18 protein-coding genes are annotated in these 20,371 nt (G+C 64.4%); 8 read left to right on the plus strand and 10 right to left on the minus strand.

The features are described 5' to 3' along the window. Positions 1-79: 79 nt before the first annotated feature. Entirely contained in the window at positions 80-2,122 is a 2,043-nt protein-coding gene (gene glgX / locus ABZ677_RS13990; RefSeq protein ID WP_358370228.1) for a glycogen debranching protein GlgX, read from the plus strand. A 60-nt stretch (positions 2,123-2,182) separates the two neighbouring features. On the opposite strand, the gene ABZ677_RS13995 is transcribed toward glgX, so the two are convergent. The 3 genes from ABZ677_RS13995 to ABZ677_RS14005 are packed head-to-tail and all read right to left on the minus strand — an operon-like array spanning position 2,183 to position 6,254. Continuing rightward, positions 2,183-3,889, minus strand: coding sequence for a glycerol-3-phosphate dehydrogenase/oxidase (locus ABZ677_RS13995; RefSeq protein WP_037187502.1), 1,707 nt, complete (start codon positions 3,887-3,889; stop codon positions 2,183-2,185). After that, the gene (gene glpK, locus ABZ677_RS14000) at positions 3,886-5,403 is read right to left on the minus strand and encodes a glycerol kinase GlpK (RefSeq protein ID WP_037187500.1); all 1,518 of its coding nucleotides are present in this window, start codon (positions 5,401-5,403) and stop codon (positions 3,886-3,888) included. Before glpK ends, ABZ677_RS13995 begins: the two co-directional genes overlap by 4 nt. Then, positions 5,400-6,254 carry an MIP/aquaporin family protein gene (locus ABZ677_RS14005; protein WP_032379865.1) on the minus strand — a complete coding sequence of 285 codons (855 nt, stop codon included), beginning with the start codon at positions 6,252-6,254 and terminating at the stop codon, positions 5,400-5,402. Before ABZ677_RS14005 ends, glpK begins: the two co-directional genes overlap by 4 nt. 121 nt (positions 6,255-6,375) lie before the next feature. On the opposite strand from ABZ677_RS14005, the gene ABZ677_RS14010 reads away from it, so the two are divergent. The 5 genes from ABZ677_RS14010 to ABZ677_RS14030 all read left to right on the plus strand — a co-directional run bounded on the left by ABZ677_RS14010 (position 6,376) and on the right by ABZ677_RS14030 (position 11,059). Further along, positions 6,376-7,359 carry a sugar-binding domain-containing protein gene (locus ABZ677_RS14010; protein WP_358370233.1) on the plus strand — a complete coding sequence of 328 codons (984 nt, stop codon included), beginning with the start codon at positions 6,376-6,378 and terminating at the stop codon, positions 7,357-7,359. Positions 7,360-7,714: 355 nt separating this feature from the next. Continuing rightward, positions 7,715-8,677: a DUF6745 domain-containing protein gene (locus tag ABZ677_RS14015; protein WP_358370235.1), complete on the plus strand. Its 963-nt coding sequence runs from the start codon at positions 7,715-7,717 to the stop codon at positions 8,675-8,677. Between the two features lie 36 nt (positions 8,678-8,713). Next, positions 8,714-9,169, plus strand: coding sequence for a hypothetical protein (locus ABZ677_RS14020; protein WP_094740975.1), 456 nt, complete (start codon positions 8,714-8,716; stop codon positions 9,167-9,169). A 131-nt stretch (positions 9,170-9,300) separates the two neighbouring features. After that, on the plus strand, positions 9,301-10,632 hold the full coding sequence (locus tag ABZ677_RS14025) for an MCE family protein (RefSeq protein ID WP_037187493.1): 1,332 nt from the start codon (positions 9,301-9,303) through the stop codon (positions 10,630-10,632). A 67-nt stretch (positions 10,633-10,699) separates the two neighbouring features. Continuing rightward, on the plus strand, positions 10,700-11,059 hold the full coding sequence (locus tag ABZ677_RS14030) for an STAS domain-containing protein (RefSeq protein ID WP_037187491.1): 360 nt from the start codon (positions 10,700-10,702) through the stop codon (positions 11,057-11,059). On the opposite strand, the gene ABZ677_RS14035 is transcribed toward ABZ677_RS14030, so the two are convergent. Both ABZ677_RS14035 and ABZ677_RS14040 read right to left on the minus strand, forming a co-directional pair. Continuing rightward, positions 11,036-12,184 carry a SpoIIE family protein phosphatase gene (locus ABZ677_RS14035; RefSeq protein WP_094634065.1) on the minus strand — a complete coding sequence of 383 codons (1,149 nt, stop codon included), beginning with the start codon at positions 12,182-12,184 and terminating at the stop codon, positions 11,036-11,038. The two genes, ABZ677_RS14030 and ABZ677_RS14035, sit on opposite strands and share 24 nt — an antisense overlap. Next, positions 12,181-12,981 (minus strand): alpha/beta hydrolase, encoded by an 801-nt coding sequence (locus tag ABZ677_RS14040; protein ID WP_037187486.1) that lies wholly within the window; start codon positions 12,979-12,981, stop codon positions 12,181-12,183. The genes ABZ677_RS14035 and ABZ677_RS14040 overlap by 4 nt, the downstream gene beginning before the upstream one ends. Positions 12,982-13,067: 86 nt before the next feature. On the opposite strand from ABZ677_RS14040, the gene ABZ677_RS14045 reads away from it, so the two are divergent. After that, complete coding sequence (locus ABZ677_RS14045; protein ID WP_358370242.1) at positions 13,068-14,120, plus strand: NAD(P)H-binding protein; 1,053 nt, start codon at positions 13,068-13,070, stop codon at positions 14,118-14,120. Positions 14,121-14,143: 23 nt separating this feature from the next. Here the strand turns inward: ABZ677_RS14045 and ABZ677_RS14050 are convergent, their stop codons facing one another. Together ABZ677_RS14050 and ABZ677_RS14055 are read right to left on the minus strand one after the other, a co-directional pair. Continuing rightward, complete coding sequence (locus tag ABZ677_RS14050) at positions 14,144-15,226, minus strand: GGDEF domain-containing protein (protein ID WP_358370245.1); 1,083 nt, start codon at positions 15,224-15,226, stop codon at positions 14,144-14,146. Positions 15,227-15,346: 120 nt separating this feature from the next. Next, on the minus strand, positions 15,347-16,831 hold the full coding sequence (locus ABZ677_RS14055; RefSeq protein WP_358370248.1) for an amidase: 1,485 nt from the start codon (positions 16,829-16,831) through the stop codon (positions 15,347-15,349). A 141-nt stretch (positions 16,832-16,972) separates the two neighbouring features. On the opposite strand from ABZ677_RS14055, the gene ABZ677_RS14060 reads away from it, so the two are divergent. Then, positions 16,973-18,202 carry an SGNH/GDSL hydrolase family protein gene (locus tag ABZ677_RS14060; RefSeq protein ID WP_358370251.1) on the plus strand — a complete coding sequence of 410 codons (1,230 nt, stop codon included), beginning with the start codon at positions 16,973-16,975 and terminating at the stop codon, positions 18,200-18,202. On the opposite strand, the gene ABZ677_RS14065 is transcribed toward ABZ677_RS14060, so the two are convergent. The 3 genes from ABZ677_RS14065 to ABZ677_RS14075 all read right to left on the minus strand — a co-directional run. Further along, entirely contained in the window at positions 18,175-19,350 is a 1,176-nt protein-coding gene (locus tag ABZ677_RS14065) for a 4-hydroxybenzoate 3-monooxygenase (protein ID WP_358370254.1), read from the minus strand. The genes ABZ677_RS14060 and ABZ677_RS14065 overlap by 28 nt on opposite strands. A 67-nt stretch (positions 19,351-19,417) precedes the next feature. Further along, positions 19,418-20,170 (minus strand): IclR family transcriptional regulator, encoded by a 753-nt coding sequence (locus ABZ677_RS14070; RefSeq protein WP_358370256.1) that lies wholly within the window; start codon positions 20,168-20,170, stop codon positions 19,418-19,420. 36 nt (positions 20,171-20,206) lie between these two features. Then, positions 20,207-20,371: citrate/2-methylcitrate synthase (locus ABZ677_RS14075; protein ID WP_358370285.1), on the minus strand; the 165-nt coding region annotated here is incomplete at its 5' end.

The raw sequence follows: 20,371 nt of genomic DNA on the forward strand, positions 1-20,371 counted from the left end.
GCAATCTCGGCATCGATAATAGCCGAACGACCGGTATGCAGGCGTTTCGCTCACCCGCCGCGGGGGTACTGGGCCGAGCATGCCCTCCTCATCAAGTCTCCCGTACCCCTTGGGCGTCTCGCGTCTGTCGAACGACGGTGCCAACCTTGCCGTCTACTCCGAAACAGCGGACTCGGTGTCCGTGGTCGTCCTGAACGACGACGGAACAGAGCGCAGTACAACGCCTTTGACGCAGCTCACCGGCCACGTCTTCCACGATCTGGTTCCCGACGTCACGCCGGGTGCCCGCTACGGACTGCGCGTCGACGGCCCGTGGGATCCCGCGTCGGGGCTGCGGCACAACTCGGCGAAGTTGCTCCTCGACCCGTATGCAACCGCCATCACCGGTCAGGTCGACTGGAACGAGTCGGTCTTCTCGCATCTGCATGCCGAGCCGGAGACCCGCAACGACGAGGACTCGGGGCCTCACATGCCGTATTCCGTTGCGGTGCAGTCGAACTTCGATTGGTCCGGCGACGAGTCACCGCGCACACCCTTGGACAAGACGGTCGTCTACGAGGTGCATGTGAAGGGATTCACCGCCACCAATCCCGATGTACCCGAGGATATTCGAGGAACGTACGCCGGCCTGGCGCACCCCGCCGCGATCGCGCATCTCAAGCGCATCGGGGTCACCGCGGTGGAGTTGCTGCCGATCCACCAGTTCGTCCAGGATTCGCATCTGCTCGAGGAAGGGCGGCGGAACTACTGGGGATACAACTCCATCGGCTTCTTCGCGCCGCACAACGAATACAGCAGCAGCGGGGACACCGGCGGCCAGGTGGACGAGTTCAAGGCATTGGTCAAGGCCATGCACGAGAACGGCATCGAGGTCATTCTCGACGTCGTCTACAACCACACCGCCGAGGGCAACCATCTCGGACCGACGCTCTCGCTCAAGGGAATCGACAACGGCTCGCACTACCGACTGGTCGACGACGACCGGAGCGCGTACTACGACACCACGGGTACCGGAAACAGTCTCAACGTCGGCCATCCCGCGGCCCTGGCACTCATTCTGGACTCGCTGCGTTACTGGGTGACCGAGATGCACGTGGACGGCTTCCGCTTCGACCTCGCGAGCACATTGACCCGTCAGGACTCGGATCTGGACGTGCACAGCGCATTCCTGAGCCTGGTGCATCAGGACCCGACGCTGGCCCCGGTCAAGCTCATCGCCGAACCATGGGACACCCAGGGCTATCAGGTGGGCGGATTCCCGGCCCGCTGGTCGGAGTGGAACGGTAAGTTCCGCGACGACGTCCGTGACTTCTGGCGCGGCGAGGGCGGTGCGCTTCCCGCACTGGCTCAGCGCGTCACCGGCAGCCCTGACGTGTACGAGAGCACCCGTCGACCCACGTTGGCCAGCGTCAACTTCATCACCGCACACGACGGTTTCACGTTGGCCGACTTGAATTCCTACGACGACAAGCACAACGAGGAGAACGGCGAGGACAGCCAGGACGGCGAGTCCGACAACCGCTCGTGGGGCTGCGGAGCCGAGGGCCCGACCGACGACGAGGGCGTCAACGCGCTGCGGGCCCGCCAGCAACGTAACCACCTGGCCACGCTGCTGCTCTCGGCCGGAGTTCCGATGATCCTCGGCGGCGACGAGCTCGGCCGAACGCAGAACGGCAACAACAACGCCTACTGCCAGGACAACGAGGTCTCCTGGTTCGACTGGAGCACAGCCGATCAGGACCTCATCGACTTCACCACCCATCTCATCGCGCTCCGCACCGAGCACCCGGCCCTGCGTCCCACCTGGTTCCGCCACGACAGCGATTCCGAGGAAGAGGGAGCAGGCCCGGACACCGTCGACTTCTACCGCGCCGACGGCGAGAAGCTGTCCGACGAGGATTGGTCGGACGGTAATGCGCACAGCATCCTGGTGTTGATGCGCGCAGGCGAGGGAGATGCGTCGTTCGCGTGGATGGTCAACGCCTCACCCGGGACCGTGGAATTCACCCTGCCGAAGGGCACGTGGACTCAGTCGACCTCGAGTGACCCGGACCAGGCATACGAGGCCGGAGGCCCGTCCATCCTGATCCGAGAGCATTCGTTCACGTTGCTGCAGGGCTGACCCGGTACCGACAAGTAATGGCGGCGGTCCTCTTCACGAGGACCGCCGCCATTACTCGGTTCAGCTCACCCCGGCGCGCACGTCCGGTGCCCCGAGCCGTGCTGCATCGGCAGTGTCGTCATCGGGCTGCTCCTGCGAATCCCGTTCTGCGAGAACACGAAGCCGGTAGTGCTCGATCTCCTCGGCGACGTGCTGCGCGTCCCACCCGAGGATCGGTGCGACGAGATGCGCCACTTCCTCGGCCGCTGCCTCCCCGCGATCGGGAACCTCGATGGAGATGCGGGTACGACGCGTCAGAATATCCTCGAGGTGCCGCGCGCCTTCATGACTCGCGGCATAGACGGCCTCGGCCTTCAGGTACTCCGGTGCATTCTCGAGAGGCTTACCGAGCTCGGGATCGGCGTCGATGAGATCCAACAACTCACCCATCAGAGTGCCGTACCGACCGAGCAGATGCTCGACGCGTGAGACGCGCATCCCGGTGCGTTCGGCCGTCAGCGCGCGGGAGTTGAACGCACCGAGGTAACCGTCGGCACCGACGAGAGGAATGTCCTCGGTGACGCACTTCGGTACCGTCCGCTCGAGCCCGTGCACCGCGGAATCGACTGCATCCTTGGCCATCACGCGGTAGGTGGTGTACTTGCCACCGGCGATGACGGTCAGTCCGCGTACCGGGCTGGACACCGCATGCTCGCGCGAAAGAGTGCTGGTGGAATCGGATTCGCCGAACAGCAACGGACGCAATCCCGCGTACACGCCGACGACGTCCGTGCGATCCAGCGGATCGGCGAGCAACTTGTTCACGTGGCCCAGGATGTAGTCGATGTCGCTCTGGCTCGCGGCCGGATGAGCCAGGTCGAGCTTCCAGTCGGTATCGGTGGTCCCGATGATCCAGTGACTGCCCCAGGGGATGACGAACAGCAGACTCTTCTCGGTACGCGTGATGATGCCGGTGGCACTGTTGATGCGATTGCGCGGCACCACCAGGTGCACGCCCTTGGAGGCGCGGACCTGGAATTGTCCACGCCCACCGACCATCTGCTGCACCTCGTCGGTCCAGACACCCGCGGCGTTGATGACCTGCTTGGCCCGGACCTCGAAGGACCGGCCCGTCTCGAGGTCGCTCGCCACGACGCCGACGACCTTGTCGTCCTCCCGCAGGAACCCCGTGACGCGAGTGCTGTTGGCGCACAACGCACCGTAGGCAGCCGCGGTACGAGCGAGCATCATCGTGTGCCGCGCGTCGTCGACCTGACCCTCGTAGAACTTCACCGCACCGCGGATTGCCGAACGCTTACCGGACGGGAAGGACTCGAGCGTCTTCTTCTTGCCGAGATGCTTGTGATGACTCGGGACACCGCGTCCGGCACCCATGACGTCGTACACGCCGATGCCGAGACCGACGTACGGACGGTCGATCACCTTCTCGAGCGGATAGATGAACGGCACCGGACGAGCGAGGTGCGGGCACAGCTTGTTCAGTACCAGCGAACGCTCCTTCAGCGCCTCGAATACCAACGCGAAGTTGAACTGCTCGAGGTAGCGCAGACCGCCGTGGAACAGCTTGCTCGAGCGGCTGGACGTGCCGGCCGCGTAGTCCCGCGCTTCGAGCAGGCCCACCTTCAATCCGCGGGTCACTGCGTCCAACGCTGTTCCCGCGCCGACGACGCCGCCGCCGATCACCAGGATGTCGAGCTCTTCGGCTTCCATCCTCGCCAGCGCGTCTGCGCGCGACTGTGGACTCAAAGCCGTTGTGGTGGAACTCATTCTTCATCAACCCAATCGAGAGTACGTGTTACTGCCTTCTTCCAGCCGGCGTAGAGCTTCGCCCGCTGGTCTTCGTCCATGGACGGTGTCCATGTCTTGTCCTCGGCCCAGTTCTGACGAATGTCGTCCTCGCTCGCCCAGTATCCGACGGCGAGGCCTGCCGCGTACGCCGCTCCGAGAGCGGTGGTTTCGGCCACGACGGGACGCACCACGTCGACATTCAGGATGTCGGACTGGAACTGCATCAGCAGCTCGTTGACGACCATGCCGCCGTCGACCTTGAGTACCTCGAGATCGACACCGGAGTCGGCGTTCATGGCCTCGATCACCTCACGCGTCTGGTACGCGGTGGCTTCGAGGACGGCACGGGCCAGATGACCCTTGTTGACGAACCGCGTCAATCCCACGATGGCACCGCGGGCGTCCGAGCGCCAGTGCGGGGCGAAGAGTCCGGAGAATGCGGGCACGAAGTACGCGCCGCCGTTGTCGTCCACCGACCGTGCGTCGGTCTCGATGTCCGCGGCCGAGGAGATCATGCCCAGGTTGTCGCGGAGCCACTGCACGAGCGAGCCCGTCACGGCGATGGAACCTTCGAGTGCGTACACCGTCGGCTGGTCGCCGATCTTGTAGCAGACCGTGGTCAGCAAGCCGTTCTTGCTCATGACCTTTTCGGTACCGGTGTTGAGAAGCACGAAATTGCCTGTGCCGTAGGTGTTCTTGGCTTCACCGGGAGACAGGCAGGCCTGCCCGAAGGTCGCTGCCTGCTGATCGCCGAGGATGCCTGCGATCGGCACTCCACTGAACGGACCGCGCTCACGGCCGGTGCCGTACACCTCGGAACTCGAGCGGATCTCGGGCATCATCGACATCGGGATGTCCATGTCCGCGCAGATGCTCTCGTCCCACTGCAGGGTATCCAGGTCCATCAGCAAGGTGCGCGAGGCATTGGTCGGATCGGTGTAGTGCAACCCGCCGTCGACCCCGCCGGTCATGTTCCACAGCACCCAGGTGTCCATGTTGCCGAAACACAGCTCTCCCGCTTCGGCTTTGGCCCGTGCACCGTCGACGTTGTCGAGGATCCACTTGATCTTCGGCCCGGAGAAGTAGGTGGCCAGGGGCAGGCCGGTCTTGGCGGTGTACTTGTTGGCGTCGCCGCCGCCGAGGGCGGTGGCGATGCGATCGGTACGGGTGTCCTGCCAGACGATGGCGTTGTAGATCGGCTTGCCCGTCTTGCGATCCCACACCAGCGCAGTCTCACGCTGGTTGGTGATACCGACTGCGGCGATGTCCTCACGCGTCAGATCCGCTGCGGCCATGGCACCGGCCGCGACGGCGCGCACGTTGTCCCAGATCTCCGATGCGTCGTGCTCGACCCAACCGGCCTGCGGAAAGATCTGCTGGTGTTCCTTCTGATCGACCGCGACGACGGTGCCCGCGTGATCGAAGATCATGCAGCGTGAAGACGTGGTTCCCTGATCGATCGCGGCGACGTACTTTCCTGCGAACTCGGTCATGGCTTCTCTCCTGTGGTCTGGGTGTCTGCTGGGAGTCGTGATGGCGGCTCGGGCGTCGAACCTTCTTGTTTGCGTAGGTTCTTTCCGATGAGCAGGTCGTACAGGAACACTCCTATCGGTCCGCCTACGAGAGGTCCGACGATCGGGACCCAGAAGTACAGGCCGCCGTATTGATCACGCCAGGCTCCACCGTAACCGGTGATGTACGACGCCAGGCGAGGTCCGAAATCTCGGGCCGGGTTGATCGCGTATCCGGCGTTGGTGGCCCATGCGAAGCCGATGGCGACGACGATGAGGCCGACGATCAGTGGAGCCATGTTGGCCATCGGTGCGGTGCCGAGCGAATCGGTCACGGCCACAATGAGGAACAGCAGGATCGCGGTGCCGATGATCTGATCGATCAGTGCCGAGGACACGCTGACGGGCAACGTTCCGTTTCCTGGAAGCGTCGAGAAGATCGTCTGGGTGGCGGTGGTGTGCCCGGGGTCCACTGCGTTGATCATGTCGTTGTAGTTCCAGCGCACCAGCAGCGCGGCCACGAAGGCCCCTGCGGTCTGCGCGAGGATGTAGGGCGCAACCATCTTCCAGCTGAATCCGCGGAAGAGTGCGAACGTGATCGTGACCGCGGGGTTCAGGTGTGCGCCGGTGATACGGCCCGCGACGTAGATGCCGAACATCACGCCCAGCCCCCATGCCCAGGCGATCGAGTCGTGGTCTCCGAGACTTCCCGATTCACCCCCCGAAACGACCTGCGCGACGACGCCGACGCCGAACAGAATGAGAATCATGGTTCCGGCGAACTCGGCAGCCATGTGCGCCGGCAGTCCCCATTCCGGTTCCTTACGAGCCATTGTGTAGCCTCCGCAAAGTTGGTGATGCACGCCACATTGCGTGCTGTTTGCCACGGTAGACGGCCTGCACTGCGTTGCACAGCTGATGCACATATGTGCAAAGCGGTCGTATACTGCGATGGTGACGGACCAACGCAGTGCGCCCGAATCGGATCTGCGGACCGGCCATGCCACCCAGGCGGCGCGCCTCTACTACTTCCAGGACATGACGATGGCGGCGATCGGCCGTGAGCTGGGCGTATCTCGGTCGACAGTCTCGCGACTCATCACGTTCGCGCGGGCATCAGGACTGGTGGAAATCAAGATCTCCACCCCCCTCGGCCAGGCACCACGAATCGAGCGCGCATTCGCCGATCTGTACGACATTCGTGCACATGTCGTCCCCGTGTCGGAAACCGTCGACGAACTGCAGCGCCTCGATCGCGTCGCCACCTTCGCAGGCCGATTGCTGACATCGTTCTTCGAGTCGGACATGGTGATGGGCGTCGCCTGGGGAACCACCGTCAGCGCCGTCAGTCGCAAGCTCGCACCCAAACGAACCCACAACTCGACCGTCGTGCAGCTCAACGGTGCAGCGAACACCCGCACCACCGGCGTCTCCTACGCCACCGACATCGTCCGAACCTTCGCCGACGCCTACGGTGCTGTGGCGCAGGGATTTCCGGTGCCCGCATTCTTCGACTACCCCGAAACCCGCAGACACCTGTGGCGCGAACGCAGCATCAAGCGAGTACTCGAACTGCAGGATCGGATGAACCTCGCCGTGTTCAGCATCGGCGTCATGAGCGGCGCCGTTCCGAGTCACGTCTACAGCGCCGGCTACCTCGAACGCGAGGACAGAGCCGAGCTCCAACGCGACGGCGTCGTCGGAGACATCGCCACCGTGTTCCTGCGGTCCGACGGCAGCCACGATCGAATTGCGTTGAACGACAGATCGAGTGGACCGAGCCTGGACCGACTCAAGGTGGTACCGCGCCGAGTCTGCATCGTCGCAGGAGTGTCCAAACTCGACGCCCTCACCGCCGCGCTGCGCGGCGGATTGATCACCGACCTCGTCATCGACGACATCAGTGCGGCCCAGTTGATCCTCCGCTCGCGCGGCTGACCCTCTTGCGCTCATCCCATTCTCGTGTCACTCTTTTCTTCATGACAACCGGAAAGGCGGACACCGCCTCCCTCACGTGAGCGCCGTGCCGATGCCGTCGACATTTCCCCGTCGAGGCACATTCAGTGACAATCCCGATGATTATGCCGAGAGCATTCGTGCGATCTGTACGCAGCGCGATCGATGGCTCGACTACGGCCTGAAGGCCGGCCCCTCCGACAGAACAGCCGCGGAATCAGCTGTGGCACAACTGTATCGACGATCAGGATACCAGGAGCCGAAGTTCGTCTGGGTGCCCTCTCCTGCAGCTGCTGCAGCGCTGATCACCGCCAGGACTTTGGCGAAGAATGCAAGTGTGGCAGCCCGGATCGCAACCGTTCTGTCCGATTCTCGACACCGGATGGACCAGCGAATCGATCGACGAAGAATCGAATGGCCGCGGTGGTATTTCCACCAGAATCCGAATGTGCGGGGCGATCGAGTAGCGCGTGTCACCGTCGCCACCCGAAGTCCGGAGGACGCGGCCCGCGCCGGCATCGGTCCCGATCCGATCATCCGCCGAACCGTGCGGAACTCGTTGCACACCAGCCTCTTCGACGGCGTAGCCACGGCCGTCCGATCCCTCGCGCCGCACCCCTTCGGCAGTATCACCTGGTACGGCCAACAGGAAGCCCATCGCGTCGCCTACTACGACATCTATCGCTCCTTCGGCCTCATGACATTCGGGCGCGAGGACAACGAACTTCTCGACATTCAATCAGCCCTCGTCGAATCGACTGGATGGTGGTGGGCGTTCGACGACATCGCAGTGATGTCCGAACGGCCGACGGCTCTGCACACCGAACCGATTCCCGATCCGGTGCACGGTGAAGTGCGACTGCACAATTCGTCCTCTCCCGCGGTCGAGTTCGGCGACGGCAGCGGTGTCCACGTCCTGAACGGGACCGTGGTTCCCAAGTGGGTGATCCACGATCCGACGGTCGAGCGCATCACCGTCGAACGCAACGTCGAGATCCGACGCAGCGCCATCGAACGAATGGGCTGGGATGCCTATCTGGACCGCGCCGGTTTACGACTGGTCGACACCGACGACGATCCGGGCAATCCCGGTTGCACCCTGCAACTGTTCGCCACACCCGCAGGATGGGGCGACGAGGGGCGAATACTGCTCGCCGTCAATGGCTCTCGCGAACGGGACGGCGAACGCCGTCGCTACGGCCTTCGCGTCCCCGGCGCGTTCTCGTCCGCGGTCGACGCCGCGGGCTGGACCTACGGTCTGGCCGGAGCCGACTACGGCCGACTACTCCGCAGAACCTGACACCACACCCCTTTCAACACACCCAAGGTGAAACACATGAACTCGAACATCACCCTGTCCGCACTGACCGACCTCACCGGTCTCGACGTTTTCGACTATCTCGACAAGGAGATATCCGTGCCCGTCATCGACGGCCTGCAAGCTCAAGGCGATCTGATCGTCGTACCGTACGCACTGCTCGACGGCATAGTCGTCCCCACCGAACAGACCCGGCGCGAGGACGTGCCACTGACGGGAATCGAACTACTGCGCAGCGCCGCAGGCGGCAACCCGCACAGCCTGGTCGCCGACGGCGGATGGTGCTCGTGGGCGAGTCCCGTTCACGACGTCCGGGGCCTGGCTCTGGGAATCCTGACCAACTCCCAGACGGCGTACCTCATTCACCCCGAACACGGAGCCACCGGAATTGCTCCGGGTCGATACGTCATCGGCCGTCAGCGTGAAGGTGGGCAGGGCGGCTGGTTCCATTCCCCCCGGCTGATTGCCGACTGACACGGTATGGCGCACATCACATTATTGCCGAAGTGCTAGGTCCATCTCACAAACCAATCTTCGGTAGTAAGTGTGACGTTGTGTACCACTAAGGTTCGCGACATGACTGCTGTCGTCGTTGCGACTCATCCATGACCGGCTCCCCCTCGCCGGTCCAGAACCGACTCCTCGGAATCGGTCTCGTCGTACTCATCGTCATGTTCGTCGGGTGGAGCGTCACCTCGTACAACAAGACGTTCAAGGACGTCGTGACGGTATCCCTCGAGACCGATTCCGTCGGCAACGCACTTCCCAGCAACGCCGACGTCAAGGTTCGCGGAATGATCGTCGGCGAAGTGCGATCGGCGACGACGGCCGGTGGCGTCGTCACCTCGGAGTTGGCCATCGAGCCGGACATGGCCGAGATGATTCCGTCGAACGCCACGGCGCGACTGCTGCCGAAGACACTGTTCGGCGAACGGTACGTCGCGTTGGTTCTGCCGGACGGTAGGCCCGGGTCGCCGATCACCGAGGGCACGGTGTTGAAGCAGGATCGCAGCGGCAACGCGATCGAGGTCGGACAGGTGCTCGACGGCCTGTTGCCGCTGCTCCAGGCAGTGCCGCCGGAGGACCTGTCGAACACCCTCGGCGCACTCGCACAGGGTCTGAGCGGTCGCGGTGAGAAACTCGGGCTCACGATCGACAGACTCGAGAACATCTTTGCCGGGCTCAACACCGAATTGCCCGCAATCCAGGAAGACCTGCGCGGGCTCGCCGACTTCTCGCAGACCTACTCCGATGCGGCTCCCGAGTTGATCAACGCGTTGGACAACCTACGGACCACCGGCAACACCGTCGTCGAGAAGCGGCCGGCCCTCGAAACGCTGTACTCCTCGATCACGTCGGCCTCGAGCACGACCGCGGATTTCCTCGATGCCAACTCTGCCGATCTCATCGGGCTGGCCGCGAATTCCCGCGAAGCACTCGAGGTGTTCGCCGAGTTCTCCCCGGCTCTCGGGTGCACCGTCGGTCAGTTCGCCGAGGGTGCCAGACGCGGCAAGATCCTGCTGGGCGAAGGCGACGAGTACCCGGGCATCAACGTCTCGATGCCGTTCGTCAACCCGAAGGGCCGGTACCTACCGAACCAGGACGAACCGCGACTGTTCGAGCAGGACCGCGGGCCGACCTGCTACTCCTCGCTCGACCGCTCGACCGGCGAATACTTCCCGCAGTACCCGGGCGGCTCCCCCAACGACGGCTCGTACCAGGTGCCGTCGAGAAACCCCGGCGAACAGGACATTCCGTCACTTCCGGTTCCTCAGTTCTCCCCCGTGCCCGCGTCGTACGCGAACTCGGTCACCGAGCAGCAGACTCTGGCCGTCGTCTACGGCGGGGCCACGGGGATCTCGCCCGACGCAGTGCCGTCCTGGACCACGACGGTCGGCGCTCCCGCGCTCAGAGGAACGCAGGTCACGTTCAGCTAGGACCTACTGATTGAATGGTCCGCATGCCCCGTCGACGAGCGCGGCGGGTAACGATTCAGGAGTACACATGCCAGCCGATACGAACACCGCCGGATTTTCCATTCAGTCCAGCAACGACGGGCGCGCGGCCGTCATCGCTGTCGCCGGTGAACTCGACGTCACCACGGCCCCCGCGCTGTCGACCGCGATCGACGCGCAGGTTTCCACCACACCTGCCGCACTGATCGTCGATCTGAGCAAGGTCTCGTTCCTGGCCTCGGCTGCCATGACCGTGCTGGCGTCGACGCAGAAGGATCACGGGGACACTCTTGTCTTCTCGGTCGTCGCCGACGGGCCGACAACCAGCCGCCCGATCAAACTGATGGGCCTCGATCAGGAGTTCGCACTGCACGCCGATCTGGCGTCAGCCCTCGCCGCTCTCGACTGACGACACTCCAAGCGCCATCACGGCTGCGTCGTCGGCCAAGCCGGTGCCGAAGCTGTTCAGCAGGACTCGTAGATCCTCGACGATCATCGCGGGCGTCGCCGGGGCGTGCGCGCTCGCGAACTCGAGCAGCGCGCCCTCGTCGTCGTATCGACCGGTGCCCACCCGGGCCTCGGTGAGCCCGTCGGTGTAGAGCATCAGGGTGTCGCCCGCGCTCAACGTCACGGTGGCAGGCACGAAGCGCGCGTGACGCAGAATTCCGACCAGTTGCCCACCCGTCATGTGGACGTACTGCGCGCTGCCGTCGGCACGCATCACCAGCGGAGGCGGATGACCGCCACTGGCCATCGACACCTCGAATCCTCCCGCCGAGCGGCTGAGCACTCCGAACACTGCTGTGCAGAACTGCGCATTGTTCTCGCGGAACTCCTGCCGCAGAACCGAGTCCAGGTTGTGCAGTACCGCGACCGGGTCGTGGTCGTACACCGCAGCCGCGCGCAGGGTGTACCGCGTCAACGACGTCACGGCTGCGGCCGACGCACCCTTGCCGCACACGTCGCCGAGGAAGAATCCCCAGCGATCGTCCGACAGCGGGAACAGATCGTAGAAGTCTCCACCCACCTCGTCGCTCGATGCCGCGTGATAGTGCGCGGCAGCGGTCATTCCCGACGGCGGCAGCAGCGCTGGCGGCAGCAGCGACCGCTGCAGTGTCTTCGCCAGCAGCTCCGCTCGCGTTCGGGACTCGAGCAACTCGCGCTCGTAGGTGCGACGGTCCCTGGCGTCGAGCGCGGTGATGCGAATCAGTACCGGCGTGTCCGTCTCGTCGGTCTTGACGTTCGCGGTCATGAACACGGGCAGCCGACGCCGATCGGAGGTCACGAAATCGATCGCAATGCCGTCGAGCTGGCCGGACATCCGCAGAATCGGACCGAAATGGGTCTCGTAGTGGATCCGGCCACCGGCAGTGAGAAGTTGGGTGAAGTCGGTGCCGATCAGGGCGTCGACGTCGAAGCCGAGCCAGTTCGCCAGCGTCGAGTTCAGTCTCACGATCCGCATGTCCGGAAGAACCGACAGATAGCCGCAGGGCGCGTTCTCGTACAGGTCCTCGATGTCGAGCTCGTTGATCACGACGATCTCACGAAGGTCGCAATCGCCTCGGCGGTCTGCTCGGGTTCGGTGACGTGCGGGCAGTGCCCGCTGGCGTCGAGGGTCTGCAGAGTGCTGCCGGCGATGTGTTCGTGAACGTATCGGCCGACCTGAGGCGGGGCCAGCGAATCCCGCGCACAGTCGACGATCATCGTGGGCAGGGCAACCCCGGCCAGATCAGCGCGATTGTCGGACAGGAAGGTGGTGCGGGCGAACACCCGTGCGCACTCGGGATCGGTTCGGCAGAAGCTCGCCGTCCACATGTTCTCGAGATCCGGTCGATCCGGCGCATTCACCACGATCGGTGCCATCGATGCGGACCAGCCGAGATAGTTGCTGTCCAACGACTCGAGCAACTCGTCGATGTCCTCACGGCTGAACCCACCGCGGTAGTCACCGTCGTCGATGTACCGGGGGGACGGCGTCAGGAGAAAGAGCTTTCTGAATCTCTCGGGAGCCGCCTGGACCGCGAGAACACCCATCATCGACGCCACCGAGTGACCGACGAACGTCACGTCACGAAGATCGAGTTCCTCGACGATGTCGACGATGTCGCGGGCGTACGCATCCAACGGCGCGTACTTGTCGGCATCCCACGCCGAGGGGTCCGACGCTCCGGACCCGACGTGATCGAAGAGCACGACCGAGAAATCCGGAGCCAGGATATCGGTCACCGAACGCCACAGAGTCTGGTCGCAACCGAACCCGTGAGCGAGCATCACCACGGGGCCGTCGGCAGCCCCGACGACCCGAACGTTGTTCCTGATGCGCGCACTCACCCGCACAGTGTGTCATCTGCCTCCGACGCCGGGGAGTGAGACTGCTCCGACGGGGTATGGCCTCTGTCTACAGAAACGAGAATCTCATGCGAGTGCTGGTCACCGGCGCAACCGGATACATCGGGTCTCGGCTGATCCCCGTGCTCCTCGAGCAGGGGCACGACGTGCACGCTGCCATGCGCGATCCGAGCAAGAAGTCGCGCTTCGCGTGGGGCGCTCACGTCACCGCGGTGCACTTCGACCTCGACGATCACGAGACCTTCGACACCGCGACCGAGAATGTGGACGCCGTCGTCTATCTGGTGCACTCGATGGACGAGGGCGATTTCGTCGAGAAGGATCGCCAAGCCGCGCAGTCCATGGCCGCCGCCGCGGAGCGCAACGGCCTGCGCCGCATCGTCTACCTCTCCGGCCTCATCCCCGACGACGGCACCCCGCTGTCCGATCATCTGCGCTCTCGCCTCCAGGTCGAGGAGACGTTCCTCGACAGTTCCGTCGACGCCACCGTGCTGCGGGCGGCGATCATCCTCGGTTCGGGATCGACCTCCTTCGAGCTGGTGCGACGGATGACCGAGCGTCTGCCCCTCACGCCCATCCCGACGTGGATGCGCAGGCAGGTGCAGCCCATCGCCGTCGTCGATGTGGTCGCCATCATCGCCCGTGCCCTCGGCGACACCGCACGCCCGGGAACGTTCGACATCGGCGGAACCGAGACGATGAGCTACCCGGAGTTGCTGAAGGCGTACGGCAGCGTTGCCGGTCTGCGTCGCGTACAGATTCCGGTTCCGCTGTTGCCGACCGGCCTGGTGGGGCGCGCCGTCGCCACCATCACCGCCATGCCTCCGGGCACGGTGATCTCGTTGGTGGACAGCCTCACCCACGACATGGTGGTGCGCCGTGGGAACGCGGCAACGGAGGTGTTCGCCGAGCCCGGTACGTCACTGATGAGCGTCCGGGAGGCCCTGGAGCGTTCGATCACCGTGACCGCCGAGGAGGGCACCGATGCCCACGCCGATCCCCAGGCTGCCGCCGACACCGATCCCGAGTGGGCAGGCGGAGTCGTCGACATCGTGGACGGCCGTGTGCGGCAACGGCCGTCGGGAATTCTGGGAAAGGCTCAGCTGGGGGCGACCCGGTAGACGCGCTCGGGAGAGTACGTCGACTAGGCGAAATCGACGACCGACACTTCTCCCCCGCGTTCTTTCGCGTCGTACATGGCGGCATCGGCTCGGTGCAGTAGTTCGTCGAGACGAAGCCGGCGATCGGTGGTCGGCCTCCAGGCGATTCCGATACTCGTACTGATGCCGATGCCATCGAGGTCGAACGACCTCAACACCGAGCAGCCCGAGACGAAAGTGTCGAGCTCGTCGCGATCCGCGGGGAAGACGACTGCGACGAACTCGTCCCCACCGAGGCGTGCGGCCACGTCCGTCGGTCCGATCGCCGTCCTGAGCCGGTCGGCGACCGACCGTAGGGCCGCGTCGCCCAGGCTGTGTCCACCACGGTCGTTGAGCAGTTTGAACCGGTCGACGTCGATCACCGCCACTCCGATCAGGGGTGGCGTGGGAGTTTCGGCAAGTCTCTCGTCGACAGCCGAGTACATGCCTCGTCGATTGAGCAGTCGGGTCAGCGGGTCGAGGCGCGCGTGGACGGCGGTCGCGCGTATCGATCGTCGAGCGGTCTCGAGGATCGCCTGGATCACCAGCGGAAGGACCACAACCGAAGACAGCGCAGGGGCGAAGTAGATGTAGAGATCGAAAACGCCCACATCTTCGGTCTGCACGCCCCAGACCGTGAAGCCTGCGATAACGACGCCGGCGAAAGCACAGTGCGCCGCCAAGATGCGCCAACCCAGTAGAAATGCGATGAACACGCCGACCAAACCCATGTGGATGGTGGCGCACAACCGAGCGGGAGACCCCGTGGTCATTGCGGCGGCCACGACTACGCTGACGTCCGCCCATGCGACGAATGCGATGGCAGCGCGGTAGCCAGGCCACGGCCGCAGGAACCACCACGCCCCCACCACCGCTGCGGACGCCATGACTGCGCCGTGGACCGACCGGGCCAGGAGTCCCTCGGGCCCGAGCGGATGCACTTGCACGATGACACCGAGAATCACCATGGACATGCACAGCGCACAGATCGCATATCTGAGCACTCGCAGCTGGCCGGTCGATTCCAGCGCGCGGGTAGCGAAAGCGAACTCGGCTTCTCCGACACCGCGACGGCTCTGCTCAGGCATCGGATTCGATCGCCTTCCGTCGGCGTGCGAGCGGCCCGAGTCGAGGACGTGCCGCGCTGTGCGGCAATGGTAAGCCACGGAGTTCTCGAAAGATTCGAAACAACGGCCGTGGAAGCGGAGCTACCCGAGGGTGTCGTAGTGGTGCGACCAGGGCGCTGCTCGTTCCCACTGACCCGCGAGTTGGACGAGCAACCCCTCGCCGCCGAGCGGAGCGGTGAAGTGTGCACCCATCGGAAGACCACTCGGCGTCCAGTACCCGGGTAGTGACAGCGCGGGACGCCCTGTGACGTTGGCCAATTGGGTGTACGGAATCCACGAGATGTTGTCGTCGATCATCTGATCGACGATGCCGGTGTGCCGAAGCAAGCCAGCGGTTCTACTGCGCAACAACAAGTCCGACGCAAATTCCAGCGGCTTCGCAAGGTCGAATGCGGCCACTTTCGGCGGTAGTTCCGCAACGGTGGGCGTCAACAGCAGGTCATAGGTCTCGAAGTAGGTGGCCAGTGCCCGTACGTGCACGTGGCGACCTTCCACCGCCTGGAGGTAGTCGACGCCTCCTGCGGATCTCCCCAGAGCCGCCATGATACGCGTATCGCGCTCGAAAGAGTCGTCACCGCAACCGGTTCGACGCTTGACCTCATCCAACTCGTAGGCCAGGTAGGTGAACCACGCCAACAGGAATTCTCGGTTCAGGCTCGCGTCGTCGTACGGCGGGGCGTCGAGAAGTTCGACGGTGTGGCCCAGGTCGGTCAGGGTTTTCGCAGCCGATTCCATCGCGGCAACGGCCTGCGGATCCGGCGTCGGATTCACCGACGTCACCGCGTACATACCTATCCGTAAAGGCTTCGGGTCCTTGCTCGTCAGAGACAGGAAGCTGCCCTCCGGACGGGCCGGCAGGTAGCCGGACGTCGCCTCCCCGCCTGCCAGCACGTCGAGCATCGCGGCGGTGTCGCGTACCGATCTGGACACCACTCCGTTCACGGCTGCTCCATGCATCGCCTCGCCGAAGGTGGGACCCGACGGCACCAGCCCACGGCCGGGCTTGAGTCCGACGAGTCCACAGCACGACGACGGAATGCGAATGGACCCCCCGCCGTCGCTCGCCCCTGCCACCGCGGCGATGCCGGCAGCGACCGCGGCGGCCGACCCGCCCGAGGAACCACCGGGAGTTCTGCTGTGATCCCACGGATTTCGCGCCGGACCGAACACCGTCGGCTCGGTGATTCCCTTCGCGCCGAACTCCGGGGTGTTGGTCTTGCCGAAGATGACGAGGCCGGCATCGAGCCAGCGCTGCACCACAGTCGAGTGCTCGGGCATCGGCAGATCCCGCAACGCACGAGATCCACTCGCAGTGGGCAACCCGGCATAGTCCTGCGAGAGATCCTTGATCAGAAACGGTACGCCCGCGAACGGACCCTCGAGCGTTCCTGTCACCTGCTCGTTCGCCTGCTCCGACATGAGTCGCACGATGGAATTGAGCGATGGATCGACCGATTCGGCCTGCGCCAGAGCACAATCGAGCAATTGCCGGGGCGTCACCTCGCCGTCGGCCACCAGTTTCGCCAGGCCGAGACCGTCGTGCTGTCGATACTCGTCGATGCGCATGAAGTCAGCCTAGCGACGGGCGACCCTTCTGTACGCCGAACGGTTTGCCTACAGACATTAGGCAAATGTAAGGTGCCTATAGGTGCGAGAGCGCCTCGGGTGCACATCCGCCCGGCCCGGTACCGACAGATCGCGACACACATGATCACCACCGATATCTCCGACGCGATCCTCCGCGGCGCAGCCGAGTTGGAACGCACACCCCGAGGCATTCTCCCGCATCGTCTTCCACTCGATACTCGCACGCGCTACACCGACCCCCAGCTGGCGATGGCCGAGTCTCAACCGTCCGGAGTTCGGTTGGTCTTCACCACCGCTGCCACCACCATCGAGATCGATGCCGTGGCCACGCGGCGCGCGTTCGTCGGCCTACCCCCGCGACCGGCCGGTGTGTTCGACCTGCGGGTGGACGGTGTGCTCACCGAGCGGGTCCCGACGACGGGTGGCGTCACCACGATCATCGACATGACAACCGGAACGGTCACCGATCGGGTCGAGACCAGCGGCGTCATCCGGTTCTCGGAGTTGCCCGAGACCGACAAGCTGGTCGAGATCTGGTTGCCGCACAACGAGACCATCGAATTGATCGCCCTACGAACCGACGCGCCTCTGTCTCCCGTCGTCGACGAGCGACCGGTCTGGATCAGTTACGGCAGTTCGATCGGTCAGGGATCCAATGCGGTCGGTCCGAGCACCACCTGGACGGCACTGGCCGCGGCCGCCACCGGTGTACAGGCGAGAAATCTGGGCTTCGGCGGGTCCGCACTGCTCGACCCGTTCGTCGCCAGAACCATTCGCGATACGCCCACCGATCTCATCAGCCTCGAGATCGGCATCAACCTGGTCAATTCCGACGTGATGCGGTTGCGCGCCTTCACCTCCGCGGTACACGGATTTCTCGACACGATCCGTGACGGTCACCCCGACACCCCGCTGCTCGTGATCTCCGCGCTCCTGTGCCCCATCCACGAGAACACACCGGGGCCAGGAGCTTTCGACCCCGCTGCATTGGCATCGGGCTCGGTCGAGTTCATGGCGACGGGCGATCCCGCCGAGGTTCGGGCCGGAAAACTCACGCTGACCGTGATCCGCGACGAACTCGCCCGCATCGTGGCCGACCGCGCCGCAGAGGATCCTCACCTGCACTACCTGAACGGACTGGACCTGTACGGACACAATGATTCCGAGGAGCATCCGTTGCCGGACAACCTTCACCCCGACCAGGCGACACACGAACTGATTGCCCGACGCTTCGTAGCGAACGGTTTCCTGACGAACTCGAAGTTACGGATGGATTCCGGGCAGATCCCGTCCATAACTTCGAGTTCGGCACTCCAGAGGGGTCAGAATCCGATCGGCAATCCGGCGTAGTTCTCGGCCAGTCCCATCGCACCCGCTTCGCTGGAGGCCACCCACTTCAATTGCGAGAGTTGCAGTTGCGCATCGAAGGGGTCGTCGCCGGTATGCAGCATCGTCGTCATCCACCAGGAGAAGTGCGTGCAGCGCCAGACGCGACGAAGGGCGGTGTCGCTGTAGGCATTCGCTTTGTCGGCGTCGCCCTGTTTCAGCAATGACGCCAATGCAGGCGCAAGCATTGCCACATCCGCCACCGCGAGGTTGAGACCCTTTGCGCCCGTGGGCGGAACGATGTGCGCGGCGTCTCCGGCGAGGAACAGATTCCCGTGTCGCATCGGGGTCTGCACGTAACTACGCATCGGCAGCACACTCTTCTCGGTAATCGGCCCCGGGTTCAGCGTCCACCCGTCCTGGCCGTGACCGAGCCTGGTGGCCAACGCATCCCAGATTCGATCGTCGGACCACGTGTCGATATCGGTACCGTTGGGCACCTGCAGATACAGCCGGCTGACCGTCGACGATCGCATGGAGTGCATCGCGAATCCGTCCTGATGCCAGGCGTAGATCAGCTCGTCCGTCGACGGCGCGACGTCGGCCAGGACGCCGAGCCAGGAGTACGGATACACCCGTTCCCAGGTGTTGCGCACCGAATCCGGCATCGCTGCGCGACTCGGCCCGAAGGAACCGTCGCAGCCGGCGATGACGTCGGCGTCGATCCGCATCGATGTTCCCGACGCGTCGGTGAACGTCACGAACGGCGACTCGGATTCGACGTCGTGCAACGCGGTATCGGAGACGTCGTAGAAGATTTGCTGACCGGCCTTCTCGCGCGCGGCAACGAGATCCTTGGTGACCTCGGTCTGCCCGTACACCCATACGCTTCGATCGACGAGGGTGCGAAAGTCGATGTGGTGCCGCTCTTCCGGCCACTGCAGGTAGATTCCGCGGTGCTCGTGGCCTTCGCGATGCAACCGCTCACCGAGGCCGTGCTCGTCGAGCAACTGGACCGTCGAATGTTCGAGAATGCCGGCGCGAATTCGGGAGAGCACGTATTCCTGTGTGCGCGACTCGATCAGAACGGAGTCGATTCCCTGCTCCCCGAGCAGGTGGGACAGCAGCAGACCCGCGGGCCCTGCACCGATGATGGCGACCTGTGTACGCATGCATCGAGTACACCGCGCGTTCTGGCCGCGAACAAGGCGGAGTTTCCACTCAGTGAAAAGCTGCCTCTCACCCCCGCAGGCTTCGCTCGATTCCTCGGGCGGCAACCTGCAGAGCGGCAACCATTCTGGCTCGATCACGGCCGATGCTCGGAACCACGATGCCCAGCGCAGCCACCACACTCTCGCCCTCGCCGCGGACCGGTACGGCCACCGAACACGCCCCCAACGTCATCTCCTCGACCGTCTGCGCATACCCCTCACGATGCACTCGGCGTAGTTCGACGTCCAACTTCCCCGGATGAGTCACCGTATACGGGGTGATGCGGGCCAGGTTCCTCAGCACGCGATCGTGCACCTCGCGGGGGGCGTAGGCCAACAACACCTTGCCGACTCCGGTCGCATAGAGAGGCAGGCGAGCTCCGACTCGGCTGACCGCTGGTACCGACGCGTGTCCGGCCAACCTGTCGAGATAGAGCACTTCGTCGCCGTCGCGGATGGCCAGATGCACCGTGGCGAGGGTCGCGCCGTAGATGTCGTGCAGAAACGGCGAGGCGATCTCTCGCAGATCGGCTTGATCCCGCGCCAGCAATCCCAACGTCCACAGTCGGCGTCCCACCACGTAGCGGCCGTCGTCGCCGCGGACGAGCGCGCCCCAATCGACCAGTTCACGCACCAGACGATGCGCAGTGGCAACGGGCAGATCGGCACCCTCGGCCAGTTCGGTCAGTGTCAGCGCTGGGGTCGTCTCGTCGAACACGGCCAGCAACGCCAACAGTCGCGAGGCCACAGAGGCCCCGGGATTCCGCACGTTCCCAGCCATCAGCACGACGATAGCGCCACACCACGAACTTTCCGCTCAGGACGGGTTTCGCGCCACCCAGCCGTCGACGGACTCGGGGGTGCGGGGTTCGGGGCCGGTGTAGAGAGCGGCCGGTCGGACGAGCTTGCCCAGGCGCTTCTGTTCCAGGATGTGTGCGCACCAGCCCGCGGTACGTCCGCAGGTGAACATTGCGGGCATCAT

The sequence above is a fragment of the Rhodococcus sp. NPDC006774 genome (genome assembly GCF_040636045.1).
Taxonomy (GTDB): domain Bacteria; phylum Actinomycetota; class Actinomycetes; order Mycobacteriales; family Mycobacteriaceae; genus Rhodococcoides.